Annotated in this window: 21 protein-coding genes; 10 read left to right on the plus strand and 11 right to left on the minus strand. The window is 65.3% G+C overall.

The features are described 5' to 3' along the window. The first annotated feature begins 109 nt into the window (after positions 1–109). Genes IPP90_05730 through IPP90_05740 form a run of 3 tightly spaced genes read left to right on the plus strand, consistent with a single transcriptional unit; the run spans position 110 to position 2,719 of the window. Positions 110–463, plus strand: a complete 354-nt coding sequence (locus tag IPP90_05730) for a helix-turn-helix transcriptional regulator (protein MBL0170223.1) — start codon at positions 110–112, stop codon at positions 461–463. Between the two features lie 25 nt (positions 464–488). Further along, entirely contained in the window at positions 489–1,157 is a 669-nt protein-coding gene (locus IPP90_05735) for a carbonic anhydrase (GenBank protein ID MBL0170224.1), read from the plus strand. Positions 1,158–1,159: 2 nt separating this feature from the next. After that, positions 1,160–2,719 carry a SulP family inorganic anion transporter gene (locus IPP90_05740; protein ID MBL0170225.1) on the plus strand — a complete coding sequence of 520 codons (1,560 nt, stop codon included), beginning with the start codon at positions 1,160–1,162 and terminating at the stop codon, positions 2,717–2,719. 3 nt (positions 2,720–2,722) lie between these two features. On the opposite strand, the gene IPP90_05745 is transcribed toward IPP90_05740, so the two are convergent. From IPP90_05745 to IPP90_05755, 3 genes are all read right to left on the minus strand, one after another. After that, on the minus strand, positions 2,723–2,950 hold the full coding sequence (locus IPP90_05745) for a hypothetical protein (GenBank protein MBL0170226.1): 228 nt from the start codon (positions 2,948–2,950) through the stop codon (positions 2,723–2,725). 89 nt (positions 2,951–3,039) lie between these two features. After that, positions 3,040–4,308: a DNA polymerase IV gene (locus IPP90_05750; protein ID MBL0170227.1), complete on the minus strand. Its 1,269-nt coding sequence runs from the start codon at positions 4,306–4,308 to the stop codon at positions 3,040–3,042. An 11-nt stretch (positions 4,309–4,319) separates the two neighbouring features. Further along, a complete protein-coding gene (locus IPP90_05755; GenBank protein MBL0170228.1) occupies positions 4,320–5,459 on the minus strand; it encodes an alanine racemase in 1,140 nt (379 codons plus the stop codon). Positions 5,460–5,498: 39 nt separating this feature from the next. Between IPP90_05755 and IPP90_05760 the strand changes: the two genes are divergently transcribed. Genes IPP90_05760 through IPP90_05770 form a run of 3 tightly spaced genes read left to right on the plus strand, consistent with a single transcriptional unit; the run spans position 5,499 to position 6,945 of the window. Further along, on the plus strand, positions 5,499–5,891 hold the full coding sequence (locus tag IPP90_05760; protein ID MBL0170229.1) for a reactive intermediate/imine deaminase: 393 nt from the start codon (positions 5,499–5,501) through the stop codon (positions 5,889–5,891). Then, entirely contained in the window at positions 5,888–6,610 is a 723-nt protein-coding gene (locus tag IPP90_05765; protein ID MBL0170230.1) for an esterase, read from the plus strand. Before IPP90_05760 ends, IPP90_05765 begins: the two co-directional genes overlap by 4 nt. Then, on the plus strand, positions 6,607–6,945 hold the full coding sequence (locus tag IPP90_05770; GenBank protein ID MBL0170231.1) for a hypothetical protein: 339 nt from the start codon (positions 6,607–6,609) through the stop codon (positions 6,943–6,945). Before IPP90_05765 ends, IPP90_05770 begins: the two co-directional genes overlap by 4 nt. Here the strand turns inward: IPP90_05770 and IPP90_05775 are convergent. The 5 genes from IPP90_05775 to IPP90_05795 are packed head-to-tail and all read right to left on the minus strand — an operon-like array spanning position 6,929 to position 10,834. Beyond that, on the minus strand, positions 6,929–7,366 hold the full coding sequence (locus IPP90_05775; GenBank protein ID MBL0170232.1) for an RNA-binding protein: 438 nt from the start codon (positions 7,364–7,366) through the stop codon (positions 6,929–6,931). The two genes, IPP90_05770 and IPP90_05775, sit on opposite strands and share 17 nt — an antisense overlap. Next, the gene (locus IPP90_05780; GenBank protein MBL0170233.1) at positions 7,363–7,749 is read right to left on the minus strand and encodes a hypothetical protein; all 387 of its coding nucleotides are present in this window, start codon (positions 7,747–7,749) and stop codon (positions 7,363–7,365) included. The genes IPP90_05775 and IPP90_05780 overlap by 4 nt, the downstream gene beginning before the upstream one ends. Positions 7,750–7,799: 50 nt before the next feature. Next, positions 7,800–9,011, minus strand: a complete 1,212-nt coding sequence (locus tag IPP90_05785; protein ID MBL0170234.1) for a hypothetical protein — start codon at positions 9,009–9,011, stop codon at positions 7,800–7,802. Between the two features lie 9 nt (positions 9,012–9,020). Beyond that, positions 9,021–10,535 carry a CHAD domain-containing protein gene (locus IPP90_05790; protein MBL0170235.1) on the minus strand — a complete coding sequence of 505 codons (1,515 nt, stop codon included), beginning with the start codon at positions 10,533–10,535 and terminating at the stop codon, positions 9,021–9,023. Further along, entirely contained in the window at positions 10,532–10,834 is a 303-nt protein-coding gene (locus IPP90_05795; protein MBL0170236.1) for a CPXCG motif-containing cysteine-rich protein, read from the minus strand. The genes IPP90_05790 and IPP90_05795 overlap by 4 nt, the downstream gene beginning before the upstream one ends. Before the next feature lie 130 nt (positions 10,835–10,964). On the opposite strand from IPP90_05795, the gene IPP90_05800 reads away from it, so the two are divergent. The 4 genes from IPP90_05800 to IPP90_05815 all read left to right on the plus strand — a co-directional run bounded on the left by IPP90_05800 (position 10,965) and on the right by IPP90_05815 (position 16,677). Further along, the gene (locus IPP90_05800) at positions 10,965–13,124 is read left to right on the plus strand and encodes an ABC transporter ATP-binding protein (GenBank protein ID MBL0170237.1); all 2,160 of its coding nucleotides are present in this window, start codon (positions 10,965–10,967) and stop codon (positions 13,122–13,124) included. A 2-nt stretch (positions 13,125–13,126) separates the two neighbouring features. Beyond that, on the plus strand, positions 13,127–14,449 hold the full coding sequence (locus IPP90_05805; protein ID MBL0170238.1) for an HlyD family efflux transporter periplasmic adaptor subunit: 1,323 nt from the start codon (positions 13,127–13,129) through the stop codon (positions 14,447–14,449). Continuing rightward, positions 14,449–15,870 carry a TolC family protein gene (locus IPP90_05810; protein ID MBL0170239.1) on the plus strand — a complete coding sequence of 474 codons (1,422 nt, stop codon included), beginning with the start codon at positions 14,449–14,451 and terminating at the stop codon, positions 15,868–15,870. Before IPP90_05805 ends, IPP90_05810 begins: the two co-directional genes overlap by 1 nt. 69 nt (positions 15,871–15,939) lie before the next feature. Continuing rightward, positions 15,940–16,677 (plus strand): hypothetical protein, encoded by a 738-nt coding sequence (locus tag IPP90_05815; GenBank protein MBL0170240.1) that lies wholly within the window; start codon positions 15,940–15,942, stop codon positions 16,675–16,677. Here the strand turns inward: IPP90_05815 and IPP90_05820 are convergent. Genes IPP90_05820 through IPP90_05830 form a run of 3 tightly spaced genes read right to left on the minus strand, consistent with a single transcriptional unit; the run spans position 16,640 to position 20,250 of the window. Continuing rightward, the gene (locus IPP90_05820; protein MBL0170241.1) at positions 16,640–18,433 is read right to left on the minus strand and encodes an STAS domain-containing protein; all 1,794 of its coding nucleotides are present in this window, start codon (positions 18,431–18,433) and stop codon (positions 16,640–16,642) included. The two genes, IPP90_05815 and IPP90_05820, sit on opposite strands and share 38 nt — an antisense overlap. Continuing rightward, positions 18,423–18,983: an aminoacyl-tRNA hydrolase gene (gene arfB / locus IPP90_05825; GenBank protein MBL0170242.1), complete on the minus strand. Its 561-nt coding sequence runs from the start codon at positions 18,981–18,983 to the stop codon at positions 18,423–18,425. Before arfB ends, IPP90_05820 begins: the two co-directional genes overlap by 11 nt. Continuing rightward, positions 18,895–20,250, minus strand: coding sequence for an HlyC/CorC family transporter (locus IPP90_05830; GenBank protein MBL0170243.1), 1,356 nt, complete (start codon positions 20,248–20,250; stop codon positions 18,895–18,897). The genes arfB and IPP90_05830 overlap by 89 nt, the downstream gene beginning before the upstream one ends. Between the last annotated feature and the right edge of the window lie 116 nt (positions 20,251–20,366).

A 20,366-nucleotide genomic window follows, 5' to 3' on the forward strand; every position in this document is an offset into this window, starting at 1 on the left:
CGGCGACAAAACGTGCAAGTATTCATATGTGCAAACATATGCACATGTTGATTGCCACGCCAGCCGACGCGTCGCCACGTGGCGCGCTCCGTCCTCTCATTCACGGCCCATGCCTTTCCGATCGAACGCCAGCCAGCAATTGGCCGACATGCTCTCGGTGCTGGACCATCCGCATCGGTTGCGCATTGTCGAGGAACTGGGGTCTGGCGAGCTCGACGTGGCCTCGATCGCGGCGTTGCTCGAGATCTCGTCGTCGGGCACGTCGCAGCATCTCAGCAAGCTTCGAGCGCGCCGCATTGTGCTGGAACGGCGCGATGGTCGGCATGTGCACTATCGACTGGCCAACCCGGCGCTCTCGCAATGGCTGCTGGACGGACTCACCCTGTTGGAGGCAGATCCGGAAGGATCTCGCGATACGAAACGCGATCTACGACGGGCGCGACTCGCCTGGTCGAAACACTAACGCTCTCGGCCCCACACCACGACCCATGCAAAAACTCATCGACGGTCTCCATCACTTTCAAACCACGCTCTTCAGTACCCAGCGTGAATTGTTCGAGCGTCTCGCGGGCGGTCAGTCGCCCGATGCCCTGTTCATCACCTGCTCCGATTCGCGCATCAATCCCAACCTGATCACGCAAACCGAGCCGGGGGAGTTGTTCATCCTGCGCAATGCCGGCAACATCATTCCGCCCTACGGCGCCTCGCAGGGCGGTGAAGCGGCCACGGTCGAATTCGCCGTGGCGGGACTTGGCGTGCAAGACATCATTGTGTGCGGTCACTCGCATTGTGGGGCCATGAAGGGACTGCTGGACGAGTCGCTGACTGCGGACATTCCAGCCGTGCGCAGTTGGTTGGGGCATGCCGAGAGCACCAAGCGCGTGATGAAGGAGAATTACGTGGGGCTGACAGGTGAGAAGCTGGTATCGGCCTGCGTGCAGGAGAACGTGCTGGCGCAACTCGAGAACCTCAAAACGCACCCGTCGGTGGCGGCGCGACTGGCCCGCGGGAAAGTCAAGTTGCATGGCTGGGTGTACAAGATCGAAACCGGCGAAGTGTTCGGGTTCGATCCGACGCAGGGGCAGTTCGTGCGCATGGATCAGGTGACGGTGGCCGAGTCGCAGCGCGGCAATCGTGCCGTTATGGCGGAAATCTGATCATGTCCACCACAACGTGGCCGCACTGGCGCGAGGCGTTCCCCAAGGACGCGCTGGCGTCGGTGGTGGTCTTCCTCGTGGCGCTCCCGCTGTGCATGGGTATTGCCATCGCCTCGGGCCTGCCGCCCGCCGCTGGCCTCGTGACGGGCATGGTGGGCGGGCTGGTGGTCGGCACCATTGCCGGGTCACCGCTTCAGGTCAGTGGCCCGGCCGCAGGCCTGGCCGTGATTGTCTATCAGCTGGTGCAGCAGTTCGGCGTGGCCACGCTGGGAATCATCGTGCTGCTGGCCGGGTTGCTGCAGCTCACAGCGGGTCTGTTCAAGATTGGCCAGCTGTTCCGTGCGGTCTCGCCGGCGGTCATCCACGGCATGCTGGGCGGCATCGGCGTCTTGATTTTTGCCTCGCAGTTTCACGTGATGCTGGACGATGGTCCCAAGGGCAGCGGCATCATGAATCTGATGTCCATTCCGGCGGCGATCATGAAGGGCGTCTTTCCGGTTGATGGGTCTGTGCACCATCAGGCGGCCGCCGTGGGACTCGTCACCATCATGGCGTTGCTGGCCTGGCTGCGATTCTCACCGTCGCGACTCAAGTTGGTGCCCGCGCATCTGGTGGCCGTGATGGTGGCGGTGGGTGTGGCGCAAGCGTTCGCGCTGGGCATCAAGTTCGTGTCGGTGCCGGACAATCTGTTGGCCACGCTCACCTTTCCAACGGCCGAAACGCTTGGCGCGCTCCGCGATCTGAACATCCTCAAGGCCGCTGCCGCATTGGCGTTCATCGCCAGTGCCGAGACGTTGCTGTGCGCCACGGCCATCGACCAAAAGCACGATGGACCGCGCACCAACTACGATCGCGAACTGGTGGCGCAAGGCATTGGCAACGCCATCTGCGGTTCGGTGGGTGCGTTGCCCATGACCGGTGTGATCGTGCGTTCGGCGGCCAATGTGGAGGCGGGCGGTCGCACTCGCACCAGCGCGATCCTGCACGGCGCGTGGATTCTGCTGTTGGTCACCGCCGCGCCGTTCGTGCTGGCGACGATCCCGGTGGCCGCGCTGGCTGCCATTCTGGTATACACCGGGTTCAAGCTGCTCAACATTCCGCAGATGAAGAAGCTGTGGGCCCAGGGGCGCGCCGAATTCGCGATCTATGCGCTCACGCTGCTGGCTATTGTCTTCACCGATCTGCTCACGGGCGTCATGGTCGGCGTGGTCGCCTCAGTGGCGAAGCTGTTGTACACGTTCACGCATCTCACGCTTACGACCACGCAGGTGGACGAGACATATCATGTGCATATCGAGGGCGCGGCCACGTTTCTGCGCCTGCCGGCACTCGCCACGGCGCTGGAGGCCATTCCGCGGTCGGCCGAACTGCACATTCATATCGAGCGCGCGTCATTTGTGGACCACGCGGCGCTGGAATCCATCATGAGTTGGGAGCGGCAGGCGGAGCGCGCAAACGGAAAGCTGGTGCTGGAGTGGGAAGAAATCCGTCAGCTCAACCGCAGCACCAGACCCGTGGGAGCGATGGCAACCCTTCGGCCAAGCGCACCCCTGGCGGTATAACGCCTAGTGCGCGGGCTTCGCGTCGGTCGGCTTCGCTTCACCGCTGGCGGGTGCATGCTCGGCACCCGCCGCATCACGATCGCGAAAGACCTGCGCGGCCATCGGGTCGCGCGGGTGCAGGTACGTATTCTTGTGGATCGTGTAGGCGGTAAACGCCAGCGTGGCGGTCATCACGCAGGTGAGGGCCGCGGCACCCCAGCCCAACTTGTTCGGATTGTACGCAGCACTCATGGAAAACCCCGTCTGGAATAACTGGAGAACCGAATCGGTCGGAAAGTAAGCGCTCACCCCGACCCCCGGTAGCGGGGCGCAGCTCGAAGCTATTCCTCGACGCGGGGGCCAAGGTCCCGTCCGCCGTCAATCAACTGGGCCGGCACGATCGAGCCGGCGCCGTAGCGGTGACGTATGCGATCCAGCGCTCGGGTGAGCGCACGATCACGGGCGCTTTCCGCCGGTTCGTCGGAGGGCGGCGACGACGCCTCAAAGAGCCCCAATTGGGCCGCCTCCGGTGGACCGTCGTCGAAATGTGACAGGCCAATGCCCAGCAGTCGCACACCCACCCGGCGGCGAGTGCGCAGTTGACGCAATAACGCATGGGCGGCCTGCATCACCGACCGTTCGGACTCGATCGGCAACCGGAGGGTCCGCTGGGCCGACCGTGTGCGAAAATCCGTGTCACGCAGTTTGACCGTCACCGTGCGCGCCTGCAGCGACTGTTTGCGGAGATCGGCCGACACGCGAACGGCCAATCGCAACAACTCGCGATCAATCAGCGTCTCGTCGTGCAGATCCTGTGCAAACGTTTCTTCCCGGCTCACCTGCTTCTGGGTGTCGCGAGGCGTCACCACACTATCATCCAGACCACGGACGCGCCGAAACAGCCAGTGCCCGGCACGTTCACCGAGACGGGCAACCAACGCCTCGCGCGTCCAGGCCTGTGCCTCGGCGACCGTCACCAGTCCCAATCGCTCCAGCGTCTCGGCAAACCGCGGGCCAACCATGGGGAGATCGCCGAGGCGGAAACGCGCGAGAAAGTGCGACTCATCGCCCGGCGTCACGCAGTGCACGCCGGTGGCGCCGGTACCGGGTTTCGGCTTGCCCACTTCCACCGCCATCTTGGCCACCAGTCGCGTGGCCCCGCCGCCAATGGACACGGACAACCCGGTCGCGTCGAACACGGCGTCGCGAAGGCGATGCGCGGTGGCCGTCAACGACTCATGGCCATACAAGGCTTCCGTGCCCGCCATGTCGCAGTACCACTCGTCGATGCTCGACGCTTGCACCACCGGCGCAAATCGCGCCAGCGCCTGTTGGATTTCCCGACTGCGTCTGCTGCAGGCTCCGCGGGGTACCGGCACGCACATCGCGTTGGGGCACAGCTGCAGGGCCCGCGCAATCGGCATCGCCGAGCGCACGCCGTATGCGCGGCACTCGTACGACGCGCTGCAGACGACACCGCGTGATCCGGGGCGTCCACCCACGATGAGCAGGGGCGCGCGGCCGGCGCCTTCCGGGTCTTCCTGGCGCGCCACCGCCACGAAGAACGCATCGGCGTCCACCAACAGGATGCGCCGGTCCGCGGTCGCCATCGCGTCGCGCGTCAGACCGCCCGCGGACGCGACGGCCCCAGGTCGTCGAATTCCATGGCCGGCCCGCGGCCACGCGCGGCCACCGGCCATCGCGTCTCGACCGCGTGACCGCGGACGCCGATGATCTCGTCGAACAGATGCACGACAATGCACACGTGGTTGGGAACGATGCGCACCTGTTCCCCCAGGCGCGGGCGCCAGTCGGACTTGGACAGGTCAAGAATGCCGTGTTCTTCCGACATGCGCGCCACCACCACCTCGGGATGGTCGAGCAACGCCCCAAACCCGTCGCCGTCGGCACGAAGGGGCTCACGACCCAGCGTCTTCGATCCGGCGTCGATCACCGCCTGACCCTTGACTGCCGTACTGACCACCGTGGCGAGCACCGTGAGTGCGCAATCGTCCCAGTCACAGGCACCAATCGTGGCGGTGGTGCGATCGTTGTACACATACGTGCCGGGGCGCACCTCGGTCACTCCCGGGACTTCGTGCATGCGCCAGGCGGCCGGTGTCGAGCCGCCACTCACCACGCGCGCCGGGAGGCTCGCGTCGCGCAGCGCCTCGGTGTACCGCGCCAGTGTGGTCGTCAGCTGCGCCAACGGCGCCGCCTGATCGCCCACATCCTGTCGAATGTGGCCAGGGTAGAACAACAGCCCGGCGAACGTCAGCTGCGAGGCGTCGCTGATTGCGCGCGCGAGGGCAATCGCCTTGTCGGGCGTCGCCACACCGACACGATGCATGCCGACGTCAACCTCCACGTACACATCGAATTGCCGCCGACCGAGTTTTGCCGCGACGGAGAGCGCGGTGAGGGCCGCCGCATCATCCGCCGCCACGCCCACCCGAACGTTTTGCGGCAATCGTGCCAGCCGTTCGAGGCGCGCCGCGCCCACGGGCGGATAGGCGACCAGCAGATCGTCGCACACCTCGCACATGACCTCGGCCTCACGCAGTGTGGCGCAGGTGAGTCCCACCGCGCCGTGCCGGAGCTGCTCGGCGGCAATCCGCGGCGACTTGTGGGTCTTCACGTGCGGGCGCAATTGCAGACCATGGAGGGTGGCGTATGCCGCCATCCGGTCCAGATTCAAGGCCAACCGGTCGAGGTCAACAACCGGCACCGGCGTTTCCATCTGCTCCAGAAACGTCGTCATGCCGCCTCCCCCACACATCCCCTTCGAGAGTTTGTTGCCATGTCTCCCACTGCGCGTGATTGGACACCCATTCACCTGCCGGAGCTGCCACCACCTGCGGGAGCTTACTCTCCGGGGGTGCGAGCCGGCAATCTTTTGTTCGTTTCCGGGCAAACGCCCCGTGATCCGGCCACCGGACAGATTGTCGGAACCACCGTTGAAGAGCAGGCACGCCTGACGCTGGCCAATGTGGAGCGCATTCTTGGACTCGGCGGTGCCACCCTCCAGCACGTGGTCAGTGTGACGGTCTATCTGGCCGACGAGGATGATTGGGGCCGGTTCAACGAGGTCTACAAGACCGTGTTCACCCCACCGTATCCCACGCGCGCCGTGGTGGGCGCAGAGCTGCGCGGCATCCTCGTGGAAATTTCCGCCATCGCGTATCTGCCGTGACCATCAATACACCGGCGACCGGCGCCGTGCCGCGCATTCGTCAGCGATCCACGCTACGGACGGCCCGATACGCCCTGTTGGGCGCCGAGCCGGCCCACGCCAGACGCATCTGGTTTGCGTTGCACGGCTACGGGATGCTGGCCACGCGATTCATCCGCGCCTTCGAGCAGGCGATCCCCGAGGACACGTGCATTGTCGCCCCGGAAGCACTGTCGCGCTTCTATCTCGAGATGCCGCGTGCCGACGGCGGGCATATGCAACGCATTGGCGCCACCTGGCTGACGCGTGAATCGCGCGAGTCGGAAATCGCGGATGCGCATCGATGGCTGGATACGGTACACGACGAGATCGTCGCGGAGTCAACGGCCGGACAGGGTTCGGCGCCGCAGATCGCGGTGCTCGGGTTTTCACAGGGGGTGGCCACCGCCATGCGCTGGGTGACCGCTGGACACGTGGCGCCGCGGGAGTTCGTCGCCTGGGCGGGAGGTTTCGCGCAGGATCTCGATCGCCAGGCGTTTACCGCGCGGATGAAGGACGCCCAAACGACACTGGTGGCCGGGCTCCACGATCCGTTCGCCACGGAAGCGGCGCGGGCGGCGATGGCCGAGATGATCATCGCGCTGGAGGTCCCGTACCGCGTGCGATCGTTTGATGGCGCGCACCAGTTGGACGTGCCGTTGCTGACCACGCTCCTGTCGGAGTTCGGCACGTCGCCGTGAACAGCGTCGTGAACAGCGTTGTGAACGGCGCCGTGTTGGTACACGGCGGAACGATGGCACGCCGCGCGTCGCTGGCAACGGCGCTGCGTTCCGCCGACGGTCTGTCGGTGCGCGTGCGGGTGTCGTCGCGCGCGGCCGAAGCCGCCAAGTGTCTGGCCGATCCCGCCGTGGTTGCGGTGTTCCTGGTCGATGCCCCCGACGATGCCGACGCCGTTCGGGCAGCCGCGCTGGCTCGCGGATTGGCGGCTTCGGTGTATGCACTGGAACCACGCGACACGGCCGACGTGGTGGTCAGCCTCACCCGCGCCGCGCTGCGAGTCAGCGATCGCCTTTGAGCTTGCGCAGGTCGCGGCGATCCCGCTTGCCGGGACGGCTGTCGCCGAACGCAAATGCCGTCGGCATCGATTTCAGTTGCGTGTACACCGCCTCGCGCCGCGCACGACTGTCCGGCAACTCTTCGTACAATTGCTGCGCCACCGACGCCGGTCCGCGGCGCTGTGCAATATCGCGCACAATCAGCTGCCACTCGTACGGCCCGTCGCGCAACCGAATGCGATCGTCGGCCTGCACCAGTTTGGATCGTTTGGTGTGCTCGCCGTTCACTTCGATCTTGCCGCCATCAATCGCTTCGGCGGCCAAGGCGCGCGTCTTGAAGAACCGCGCCGCCCACAGCCATTTGTCCAGTCGCGCCTTGCCCGGCGGTGCGTCGTCCGCTTCGACGGGTTCCGGTGCCGGGGGACGACCGCGCCGACTCATGCGTCGTCGTCCTCGTCCATCTCGTCATCGTGATCCACCGGGTCGCCCGTCGGTCGACCGGTTTCCGCCGCGGCCACTTCGCGAATGCGGGTCGCGGCGCCCGCGTACACGGCGCGCACGGCAGGCGTGCCGGCCACGGCAGCCGCGCGTTGCTCCAGCAACGGGATCAACGCCGTCAGCGTGGTGATCATGGCCAGCGCGTCATCGGTGACCGGAATGGCGTCAATCATGCCGATGACATCATCGCAGGCAGCAGCCATACGTGCCGAGGTGTCGGCGTCCGGGCCGGGTTGGGGCGGACTGCCGCGCAGCGTCTCGGCGCGCTGGCGAAGCACGCTGGCATCGGTGCGGAATCGGTCAAGCAGGTAGGCGCGCGGCAACATGGAATGCGTAGAGGAAAACGTGAGAGGAACTCGGTTTCGGCCGTACTCGGTTATGCACTGTCTCCCATCTCATCCCGCGCCGTGCGCCATGCGGCCAGCCATCCTTCACTCACCACCAGCGGGGCAATACCCAGACCGGCACACCGCGATCGCAGATCATCCCACCAGCCATACTCGATCGCATCCACGACGTCGACCAACTTGCCAAGCGGCAGCGCGCGATCTACGAGCGTGTCCGCGAGCACCGCCGGCAATTCCAGACGCTCCGCGAGCTGAATGGCCGGCGCCCCGAATGCAAACTCGGCCACCGACAACAGTCCGGCCATCGCGCGCGCGCGCGGATGCGGCGCGCCGTCGACGGCGGCGCCCAGCCGCTCCAGCATACGCGCGCGACGCAGCGCAACGAGCGCGATCTCCGGATCGTGAGCCGCGTCAGCCAACAAGCGTGCCGTGACAACCAGCAGTCGTTCCATGATGGTGTCACGACCGAGCACGTTGATCGCGTGCGCGACCGAGCGGGGGCCGCGATTGCCCATGGAGGCGGATCCCAGCGAACGGAGCAGGGAGGCACCCAGATGCTGATCTTCATGCACGTACTTGTCAAACGCCGCGTCGGCGGGGCGCCCATCGGCGTATCCGGCCAATGTGCGCAGCGCGCGCAACGCACACTCCTCGGCGGTCCGGTCGACGGGCGCCGACGCACCGCGCGGCAACAGTCGACCCGAAATCATCGACACGCCCGTGGCCAGGACGCGATGTCGCGTCGCCCGATCGTCGACATTTCGCACCAAAGGGCGCAGGCCCGCTTCGATCAGCACGCGCACCCGGCTTTCCAGCAGCGGCGCCGACGTCCGCATGGCATCGAGCACCAGCATCGAACCGATGAGCGTCGGGGGCAACGGCGCGCCGTCGGGGAATCCTTGCAGGGCAAAGTGCAGTCCGGCTGCTTGCAGTCGATCCACCGCGCGGCGGTTCGTTGGGTCGTCAAGCGCGTCGGTGGCCAGCAACCACACGGCATCGGTCGACGCAAAGCGCGTCACACTGCCGTCGCGCAACAGCGACGGCGTGAGCGGAACGACCAGACTGCGCCCGGCCAACCGTCTGAGGGTGGCCACCGATTCCAAGGTCCGCCGCGCGTCCGCCTCGGCGTCTCCCGGCGTGGCGCGCTCGTACGCCGGACACGCTGAGACGGAATACCCCACCACGCGCTCCCGTCGATCGCGGATCGGCAACAGCGACGTGAGGACGGCGTCGTTACTCACCTGCGTGGCTCAGCGCGATCCGCGATCGGGCGACGCACCATCGCGCTGCGCCATGACGGAGTTCAGGTACGCGGTCTCGTGCGTCACCTCCCGCACGATGAACGAAGACAGCCACTGCGGAATCTCGATGGGCTGTCCCACGTCATCCAACTCGACCTCCGCCAGGACCAGGTCGCGATCGAGAAAGACATCCACTTCCCACGTCAGCGATCCCTCGCGAACAACGTGGCGACGCTTGCGAATTCTGGCATTGGCGGTGAGTGGCCACAGTGCGGCAAACAAGTCCGGCTCGGTCGGCTCCTCAACCTCGATGCGCTCACCCGGTTGGCCGAGCTTGATCGTGCGCGTCAGACGTTCGTCACCGTTCGGCGACACCGATCGCCGCAATCGTTCGCGCAGCATGGTGCCGGGCAGCCATCCCTGTTCGATCAAATGCGATGGCGCCATGGCCGCGTGCGGGGGGAGTCCGTGGAGCAGGAACTTGCGCTCGATTTCCATGGGCAGGCCGTGGCCGTCGGGCAGGTCGCCAAATCGTTTCCCGCGTGTCACCGGCATGGACCGCAGGGCGAGCGCGGCCGCATCCTTCAGTCGTGCGATGACGTCCGCGTCGCCGCACCAGTATTCACTGAAACGCTCAAAGTGCGCGATGGTGGTGTCGTGCAGCGCGCGAACCAATGCCTCGTGGTGTTCGTCGTGCGCGCGCAAGGCCAGCACACTTGCATCGCGCATCGCACCCAGCAGATCCTGCCCTTCGGTGGCCTTGTCATACCAGGCCCCGATGGCCGGGTGCGTTCGTGCAAACGGGGCGAGCATCGCCCGCTGCCGTTTGAGACGAATGCGTATCCGGTGCAGAATCTTCTGCGAACCCACGTCACACACCATGCCGATGTCGTGGCGCAGATGCGCCGACCCGCGGTCGATGCGGTCGGCGAGCAGGCGAGCGAACGGGATGGAGATTCCTTCCCGACCGACGGAGTGCGGCAGGCAGTATCGGCTCAAGCGACCGGCCAGTCGCGCAACGATCGGGTCGAAGTCGCGCGCAAAGGCCCGTGACACCGCGGCACGGTCTTTCCGCGAACCGGCCGCAATCGTGTGCAGCAAGGCGTCGGCCTCGTCCCGGGCGTCTACGGGCAGGTGATCCCGCTCGGTAACCAGCCAGTCCCGCTGCACATCGTGATCGCGCGGGGCGCCAGTCGCCGCGCCGAGGCGCCGCAACGACCGACGAATACGCCCACCCTCGCGGAGTTCCGGCGTGTCGCGGTGTTCGTGCAGTGTGGCGCGCAGCCGGCGGAGCGCGACGCGTGCCTGGTGCAGGGCGTCGATCGACCCTTGGTGCGGCGTCGTTCCGTCGCCCATCGCCTCGGCTTCCATCGTCGCCAACTGCCACTGCGCCCGCGCCGCCGTCAGACTGTGCAACCAGTGCAGGGCAACAATCCGCGCCCCTTCGTGCGACGAACGTGACAGCGCCGTCGCCAGAAGCGGGGCGATCTCATCGGCGGTCATGGGCATGTCAGCGTGCGTCACGGATCGTCACTCGCTTCCACGAAGACATCGGCCGTCCCGTCGTCATGATAGGTCACGGACACATTCCAAGGTCGACAGCACACCGCGCAGTCTTCCACGTAGTCCTGTTGCCCGCCAGACCCTGGATCAAGCGTAATCTCCACCGACTCACCGCAATACGGGCAGGAGACGACGCTGGCCAGATCGGCGACCCCGTCGCCCAGCGGGAACTCGCCATCCAATCGTGCCCTTGAGTCATCGGGCACATCTTCTTCGAGAAACTCGTCATCGACGGGTTCCCATTCGTCAGGCTGGTCCATCGGCTTCCGTGGGTTCGCGAGGGAAGCGCAATATACCGCGCAGGGGGCCGGAGACTTCAAATCCGACGGATTTGATCGTAAATTCAGGGGTTTCACGTTTTCGCCTATTCGGAGACCGATTCCGCTTCATATGCTCGTTCGTCAGGATACTGAGATCACGCTGCTTGTCGCCGAGGCACTGCAGCGGGAGTTATCGCCGGACACGCGGGCGATCATTGGTCGCCGTCAGGATATTGGTGGATTGGCCGAGCGTCTGCAGTCCATCGGCGGCGCGATCGGGATTTCCTATCTATCGCGCACGCTCGATCGGGCAGGGCTACGCGAGGCCCTGCGGCAGAGCACGGCACCGCTGGTGTTGCTGGGTGACGGCGACGAGGCGGTGTTGATTGGTATGGCGCAACGCGGCGATGCCCGCGTCCTGCGTATCTCGGCGACGGGCGCTCAACAGCCGATCAAGGGCAACCTCGGCGCGCTCCTTGATTCCATCGTGCGCATCGTTGGCGGATCGCCCCTGGCGCTTTCTCCATTGGCCCTCATTGCGCCGGCGGACCCGGTGCCCGGACCGATCGACGCAATCAGCGATTCTCATTCGCCGTCACTGGGTGCGCGTCCGGTGCCGGACCGCAATGTCTTCTCCCGCGTGGCGCTGTTGCTGGCGCGTGACAAGCGCGACATCGCGATGCTGTTCGTGTTCGCGGCCCTATCCGGTCTGTTCGCCCTCACGCTTCCGCTGTCCGTGGGGGCAATTGTCCAGCTGGTACAGGGCGGACTCATCCTGCAGCCGGTCGTGATTCTGATCGGCTACGTGGTGGTGGGCACGCTGGCCAGCGGCGCATTGCAGGTCATGCAACTGGCGGTCGTGGAACGCATCCAACAGCGCGTGTTTGCCCGGCTGGCACTGGAATACACGTTCCGCATTCCGCGCATTCGATACGAGACGGCCATGCAGGTGGACCTGCCGGAAACCATGAATCGGTTGTTCGAAGCCGTCAACATTCAGAAGAGCCTCTCCAAGTTCCTGCTGGATACGTCGACCGCGCTGCTGACGGTATTGGCCGGCCTCGTACTGCTGACGTTCTACCACCCGTACTTCACGTTCTTCGGCCTGATGCTCCTTGCGGTGCTGGGCGGCATTCTCTGGGTTTCGGGTCCGCGCGGCCTCGAAACCAGCCTGATGGAATCGAAGTACAAGTATCGGGCCGTGCATTGGCTGGAAGAGCAGGCCCGCGCGTTCCATGCGTTCAAGTTTGCCGGTCACTCACCCATCGGCGTCCAGCGCATGGACGAAATCCTGACGGGCTATCTCGCGTATCGCGGCAAGCACTTCAAGGTCCTGATGCAGCAGACGATTGCCATCGTCGTGTTTCGCACGGTGGTGGTGGGCGGATTCCTGATTCTCGGCAGTCGGCTGGTGATCGACCGGCAGATCTCCCTGGGGCAGTTCGTCGCGTCCGAACTGATTATCGTGACCGTCCTCGTGGGCGTGGAGAAGCTGATCCTCAGCATGAGCACCATCTACGATATCCTCACGTCAGCGGAGAAGGCGGGGTTCGTGTCCGACCTCCCGCTCGATGCGAGCGGTGGAAGCGCGCTGCCGACGGCTGGGAACGGGATGTCGATCACGCTGCGCGCCGTGTCCTATCGCTATGCGCCCGACCAGCGGCCGGTGTTGCGCAACGCCACGGCCACGGTTCGCCCGGGTGAGCGCGTGGGCATCTCCGGTTTTGAAGGCTCGGGGCGCACCACGCTGCTCAAGCTGATGGCGGGGCTGCTGGATGACTACGAAGGGACCGTGTTGTTCGATGGACAACCGCTGCGGGCGTTGGACAGCGCTGTATTGCGCGCGCAGGTCGGCCAGTACATGTCCACCAATGACCTGTTCGACGGGACCGTGCGCGAGAACGTTGCGGTGGGTCGCGCCGGCATCGATGACGCGGCGGTCCGTCGGGCGATCGAGGAGGTCGGACTGACACGGGACATCGAGGACATGCCGCATGGTCTGGACACACAGATCACCCACGGCGGGCGTCGGCTCACGCAGAACACCGCCATCAAGCTGCACTTCGCGCAGGCGATCGCCGGGACACCTCGGCTGCTCGTGGTGGATGATCTGTTTCAGAACCTGCAGGGCGCCGACCGGAGGCGACTCATCGCGCTGCTCGTCGATCGCTCGCGCTCGTGGACCGTGGTCGTGGTGTCACATGATCCCGCGCTGCTGGCGGCCATGGACCGTGTGCTCGTGCTTGACGAGGGCGCGCTAGGCGCGTCGTCGGCATCGGAGGATCGCTGACCATGGCAGGCGTACCGGAGCGGATCCCGCCCGACCAGCTGCCGCTGACGACTGCCCGGCTGCTGCAGGAGCAAACGTCGTATCGCATCGTCTGGATGTGGCTGGGCGGCATCGGCATTGCGCTGCTGCTGGTACTCTTCCTGCCCTGGCAGCAGACCGTGCAGGGCGATGGCAAGGTGTCGGCGCTGTCTCCGCAGGATCGTCCGCAGACGCTGCCGTCACGCATTGACGGACGAATCGAACGCTGGTTGGTGCCCGAGGGCACGTTCGTGCGGGCGGGGACCACGATCGTCGAGATCAGCGAAATCAAGGACGAATACATGGATCCTCGATTGGTTGAGCGGACCACCGAGCAACTGGACGCCAAGGTTCAGGGAAATCGCGACAAAGCGGGCAAGGCTGATGCCTATTCGCGTCAGATCGAGGCGCTCGAGCGTTCGCTGACGGTGAAGCGGCAGCAGGCGCGCAACAAGGTCGCGCAATACACGGCGGCGCTGGAGCAGGCGGTGCTGGACGATTCGCTGGCGCGCGACCAGTATCGTCGCCGCGACGCGCTGTTCGCGTCGCCGCTCGGGCTGACGTCGCTCAACGACCTGCAGGCATCGCGACTCAAGTCGCAATCGGCCTCGGCAAAAATGGTCGAGAAGCGCAACGAACTGGCGAACGCCGAAGTCGATCTCGAGGGCATCGAGGCGGAATACCGCGAGAAGATCGAAAAGGCGCGCGGTGAGCGGCTGTCGACGCTGGCCGATATCCAGGAAGGTGTGGGGGAGGTGAGCAAGCTGCGGAACAAGGTCGCGTCCTTGAACGTGCGCCACGGCTACTATCGCATCACTGCGCCACAGGATGGCTACGTCGTCAAGGCGATCAAGCAGGGTGTGGGCGAAATGGTCAAGCCGGGTGATCCCATTGTCACGGTACAACCGACGGCCGCGAAGCGTGCGGTGGAACTGCATGTGCGGCCGATGGACGTGCCGCTGCTGCGCGTGGGTGGCAAGGTCCGCCTGATCTTCGATGGGTGGCCGGCGCTGCAGTTCTCCGGATGGCCCAGCGTGTCCGTGGGGACATTTGGTGGCGAGATTGTGGTCATTGATCAGGTGGCAGGCGCTGATGGGCGATTCCGTACGCTGGTGGTGCCAGACGGCGCTGACGAAGCGTGGCCGACGCAGCTCCGTATCGGTTCAGGTGTGCACGCATGGGCCGCGCTCAACACGGTGCGCGTGTGGTTCGAGATTTGGCGGCAGTTGAACGGATTCCCACCCAGTCTCGATATCGCGAACGCCGATGGCGCGTCGTCCGGTGGCGGCGGAGGCGGGAAGAAGTGATGGCGTTTACACGAAAGGCCTGTCGGGCGACCATGATCCTCGGCTTGACGGTCATGGGTGGCAGCCTTCGTGCGCAAGCAGTGATGCCGTTTTCGCGGTATGCCGCGCAGGTCGAGGCGAATCACCCGATTGCCCAGCAGGCCCGGTTGGTCGCCGCTCAGGCGCGCACGGCCATGCAGGAGGCCTGGGGCGCGTTCGATCCAAAGCTGTCGCTCTCATTCGCCCAGAAAGCGTACAAAGGCGAACAGTATTTCTCGTATCTCGATGCCGGTGTGAAAGTCCCGACGCCGATAGGGGCCGATCTCAAGCTGGGATTTGAACGCGCGTCAGGCTTTCGCGTGAGTGACGATCGCACCACGCCACGGTCCGGCCTGTTCTCACTGGGACTCTCGGTGCCCGTGGGACAGCGCCTGATCACCGACGAGCGGCGAACCGCATTCACGATTGCGCGGGCGCAGCGCGAGATCGGTGACGCGGAACGCCAGGGCATGATCAACAAGTTGCTGCTTGACGCCGCCAAGGCGTATGGTGCGTGGTATGCGGCCGAGCGCCGATTCGAGATTGCGGCGGAGGGCGTGACTCTGGCGACGTTTCGTCTGCAGGCGGTCGAACAGCGGGTGCGCAACGGCGAGAATGCGCCGATTGACACGCTGGAAGCATCGCTTGAAGTGCAACGACGCGCCGTCGCGCGGCTGGAGGCTGAGAACGAACGGCTCGCGGCGCGCGTGATGGCGGCCGTGTTCCTTTGGGATTCGCGCGGTCAACCGGAGGAGCTGCCGCCCGACGCGCAGCCTGTATTGGCAGGGCTCGATCAGACCACCACGGACACGACGCGCCTGGCCATCTGGATCGCCGCCGTCGCCAGCCGGCATCCGGAATTGCGAAAGGTTGAAGGCAAACTGCGCGCCGCGCAGGCGGAGCGTCTGTTCGCCCAGCAGGCGCAGATTCCGTTTGCCGAGGCTACGGTGGCGGCCATCGGCGATCGTGATCCGATAGGACTGCTGGGCGCGAGCGATCGCTGGCGGGACAACTTCAAGGCGGGTCTGGACGTGGAGTCGTCACTGCTGCTGCTCAAGGAGCGCGGCAAAGCCGCGCGCAGCCGTCAGAAGGAGGAGTTCGTCCGCCTTGATCGCGACCTGCTGCGCCGGGAACTGGCGTACGACGTGCGCCTGGCGCTCAATGATGTGGTGCTGCTCGAACGCGTGTTGACGGCGCAACGGGCCAACGTGCGGTCTGCCTCACAATTGCGGGACGCCGAACAGACGCGTTTCAGCAGCGGGGAGAGCACCTTGCTGGTGGTCAATCTGCGGGAAAGGTTGGTGCTGGATGAGTCGGCCAAGCTGGCCACCGTCGAGGGGAAACTGGCCGCCGCGCGCGCCGCACTGGTGGTGGCCGTTGGTGACGCGAGTCTGATCCGGTAGCGACACTTTTTTTTCGCTGCGGCGTAGGAAGGTGCATCCGGTCACTTTCCACGCTTCCCCGTCTATTCCATGAGAAATTCCAGAGTGTTTCGACGCGCATCGTGCGTGTTGCTGCTGGGTATCGCCGCGCAGCTTCCCGCCCGTGCGCAGGCGCAGCGCCGGTCCGCGGCTCCCCCGCGAGGCATCTTTTCAGGCGCCGGCTATCTCCAGGTGAGTGAGCCCAAGGGGGACTTCGGCACGAACACCGGCAACGGGTTCGGTCTCAACGCCGCGGGCATCTGGCGCCTCGCGCCAAGCGGTCTCGCCAACATCCGCGCCGACGCCGGCTTCATCACGTACGGCTCAAACACGCGCCGCATTGATTTCGCCAACACCGGTGGTCTGGTGAAGCTCGATCTGCGCACGAACAGCAGCATCTTCTCGCTGGTCGGTGGACCGCAGATCGGTGGTACGGCGGGTCCCATCTCGCCGTACATCGCGGCGCTGGGCGGATTCTCGGTGTTCTGGACCGAAAGTTCGGTGGAGGGTTCGCGCAATAACAGCAATGAGCCGTTTGCCAGCACCACCAATGCAAGCGACTTTGTGGTGGCCTACGGGGGCGCGGCGGGATTGACCATCCGACTCCACGAAGGCGATCGGCCGGTGCGCCTCGATCTGGGCGCGCGTCTGTTGCGCCACGATGATGTCAGCTATCTCAACGAAGCGCGCGTGGAAGAGGCCTTCAAGAACAACCGCGACCCGATTCCGCTCCGTGGTCGCGCCGACTTCGTCACCTATTATCTGGGTGCGAACGTGGTGGTCTTCTGATCGGTGTGCCGCCGGCCGGCGTCGGGTTGGCCACCACACGGTGGACGTCACCCGGTGCCGGTACGGCTGGCGCTCCCACAATATCGCGCGCCGCGGCCAGCGCGTCGTCCACGCCCGCGAACACGCCCGATTCGCCGATCTCCGCGAGCAAGCCGTCGCGTTCGAGTGCGAACAGCGGCTGCGAATGAAGCCCTGACAGCATCAGCACGGTGCCGTCGCGCACCGCGCGACGATGCAGGTCGCGCAACAGGGAAATCCCCGTGGCGTCAATGGCGGGCACATTGCGCAGGCGCAGTATCAGCACACGCGGTTTGCGACCCATTTCGCCCAGCGCTTCCTTGAATCGTTCGGCCGCGCCGAAAAAGAACGGTCCGTCAATCTCGAAGACCTCGACGCCGCGCGGCACGGACCGCAGTCCGATGTCCATGGCATCGACACCCTCCGGCAGATCAAACAGCTCCCGCGTGACGGCTTGCACATTGGTCACCTCCGCCATGCGCTTCATGAAGAGAAACGCCGCGAGGATCATGCCGACCTGCAGTGCCACCGTGAGATCGACCACGACGGTGAGCGCAAACGTGGTGACCAACACGATGACATCGGAGCGCGGCGCGCGCAGCTGTGCCCGGAAATTCCGCCATTCCGACATGTGATACGCGACCAGGGTCAGGATGCCGGCCAGCGTGGCCATCGGGATGAGCGCCGCCCACTTCCCGACAAACAAGGCAATCAGCAGCAGCACGATGGCGTGGGTGATGCCGGCAATCGGCGTGCGACCGCCACTCTTGATGTTGGTGGCGGTGCGCGCGATGGCGCCCGTGGCCGGAATGCCGCCAAACATCGGGGAAACCATGTTCGCGACGCCTTGTGCCACCAGCTCCATGTTCGATCGGTGTTTCCCACCGATCATGCCATCGGCCACCACCGCCGACAGCAACGACTCGATGGCGGCCAGCAGGGCGATGGTGAACGCCGGGCCGGCGAGATCGCGCACCATCGCGGCGGTGACGTGCGGGACATGAGGCGCGGGAAGTCCGCCCCCCACGTGCCCGAAGCGTGAACCGATCGTCTCGACGGGGATTCCCGCCAATTGTACCAGCGCGGTCGTCACGATCAACGCCACGAATGGGCCGGGCACTTTCAGTGACACGCGCGGCCAGAACAGCAGGATGACGAGGGTCAGCGCCGTGATGCCCACGGCGGGCCAGGCCGTCGTGCCAATGTGCACCGCATACGCCTGCCATCGTTCAAAGAAATCCGGCGGCACGGTCGCCATCGTGAGTCCCAGCGCGTCTCTCACTTGCCCGGAGAAGATGAGAATCGCAATGCCGCTGGTGAACCCCACCACGACCGGTTGCGGCACGAACTTGATGACGCCGCCGAGTTTCATGACGCCCATGGCAATGAGCAACACGCCGGCGAGGAACGTGGCCACCAGCAGGCCATCAACTCCGTGCTTGGCGACGATCCCCGACACGATCACCACGAAGGCGCCGGTGGGTCCGCCAATCTGGACACGCGAACCGCCGAGGACCGAGATGAGGAATCCGGCGACAATGGCGGTGATCAGTCCGCGGTCGGGCGTCACGCCGCTGGCGATCGCGAACGCAATGGCCAGCGGCAGGGCCACGATGCCGACGATGACGCCGGCCGTGACATCCTTGAGCAGCTGTTCGCGCGAGTATCCGCGCAGGGTGGAGAAAAGTTTCGGGACAAACGTCACCGGGCCAACTACCGGCGGTGTTTCAGTCGTCATGTCGGCCTCGACGGTCCTGTTTGGTGTCGGCGCGCCGGCGTTTGTCGTCCAGTCGGCGCTCCACCGACGCGCGGGTGGGCCTGGTGGCCTTGCGGGACGGTGGCACCACCAGCGCACGCGCCACGATGGTCGTCAGGCGTTCGAGCGCGGCTCGTCGATTCTGTTGCTGGCTTCGGTATTCACCGGCGACAATTCGCAACAGCCCGTCCGAATCAAGGCGCGACGCCAGCTTGGCCATCACGCGCGCCCGCTGTGCGTCACTCAGGGCACGCGACGTGCGGACGTTCCAGCGCAATTCAATGCGCGTCGCGCTGCGATTCACATGTTGTCCGCCGGGACCCGATCCGGTGATGGCCCGCAGCTGCAACTCACCGACCGCGATCCGTACGCCGGGCGCCACATCGATGCCGGCAGAGAGCTCGGGGGTGTCGAGCGGGGCGTCGTCTTCTGGCCGGGTCACGCTAGCGCCCGATCGGGTCGGCGCGACGATGCACGCGGAGCGCCGCGACCCGCCGTCCGTCCATGGCGACGATTTCCAATTCCCCGCCATCATAGGTCACCCGGTCGCCCACGTGTGGCAGTCGACCCAGCCGGGCAAAGGCGTACCCGCCCAGCGTGGTCCAGTCGCCTTCCGCGATGGGCAGCTTGTGATTGGAACGGACGTCCACCAGCGACATCGAGCCCGCCAGTTCCAGCACGCCGTCAAACAGCAGCGCATCACGCGACAGCGGATCGTACTCGTCGGCAATATCACCGACCACTTCCTCAATCAGATCTTCCATCGTCACGATGCCGGCCGTGCCACCATACTCATCGAGCACCACCGCCATCTGCGCGCGGGTGCGACGCAGGTCTTCGAGCACGCGTTCCGCCGCGCGCGTGGCCGGTACGAACAGGGGCTCGCGCAAGTGCTCGCGAAGTTCGAAATGCTGCGGGTCCTCATGCAGCCAGAAGTCCTTTGCCAGAAAGACGCCGATAATATCGTCGACGGTATCCCGGTACACCGGATAGCGCGAGTAGCGTTCCTGACGGAGTATCTGCACCAGTTCCTCACGCTCCACGTCGTCAGCGATACCGACCATCTCCGTGCGCGGTCGCATGATGTCGAAGGCTTTCTTGTTGTGAAAGTCAAAAACGCCGGCCAGCATGGCCGAATCCGACTCTTCCAGCGTGCCGTGCGCGCGGGCCTGCATCACCAGCAGGCGAAGCTCCTCCGGCGAGTGCACATGCCCGCCTTCCGAAGCCGGTGCCACCCCCAGCAGCTTGAGCAGTCGATTCGCCGTGCCGTTGAGGAACCCAATGAAGGGCGACATGATGCGTGAGAACAGCATCAGCGGTCGCACCACCACCCGTGAGACCTTTTCCGGGATGGCCAGGGCGATTGACTTGGGCGTCAATTCGCCCAGCACGATATGCAGGAACGTGATGACAAGGAACGCCACGGCGATGCCCGCGCCGGTGTGCAGGGCATCCGGGGCCGGCTCGATCCCTACCAGATGCAGGGCCCGGTCGACCAGCACCGCAATGGCCGGCTCGCCAATCCAGCCCAGCGCGAGCGACGCCAGGGTAATGCCCAGTTGCGTACCGGAGATATATCGGTCCAACTGGTTCAGGGCCCGCTGAACCACTTGCGCGGAGCGGTCGCCCTCGGCCGCCATGTGGTCTATGCGGCTGCGCCGAACGGCAACCAGCGCGAATTCGGCGGCCACAAAAAACGCATTGAGCAGCACCAGCAGGAGCACCAACGCCAGCCGGATGGCTCCGCTGGAAAAGGACAGACTCTCAGGACTTTGGCTGGGCAACACGGCGTCGATCATTCCGAAAGGAAACGGACTGGCGGGTGATTCGTCAGGGTAGTGCACCACCCGGACTCATGCAATCTGCAAGACTCGAGGCGGGTCCACGTCTCTTGCATCCTGCGAATCGCCGGTCT

This window comes from Gemmatimonadaceae bacterium (assembly GCA_016720905.1).
Classification (GTDB): Bacteria; Gemmatimonadota; Gemmatimonadetes; order Gemmatimonadales; family Gemmatimonadaceae; genus Gemmatimonas.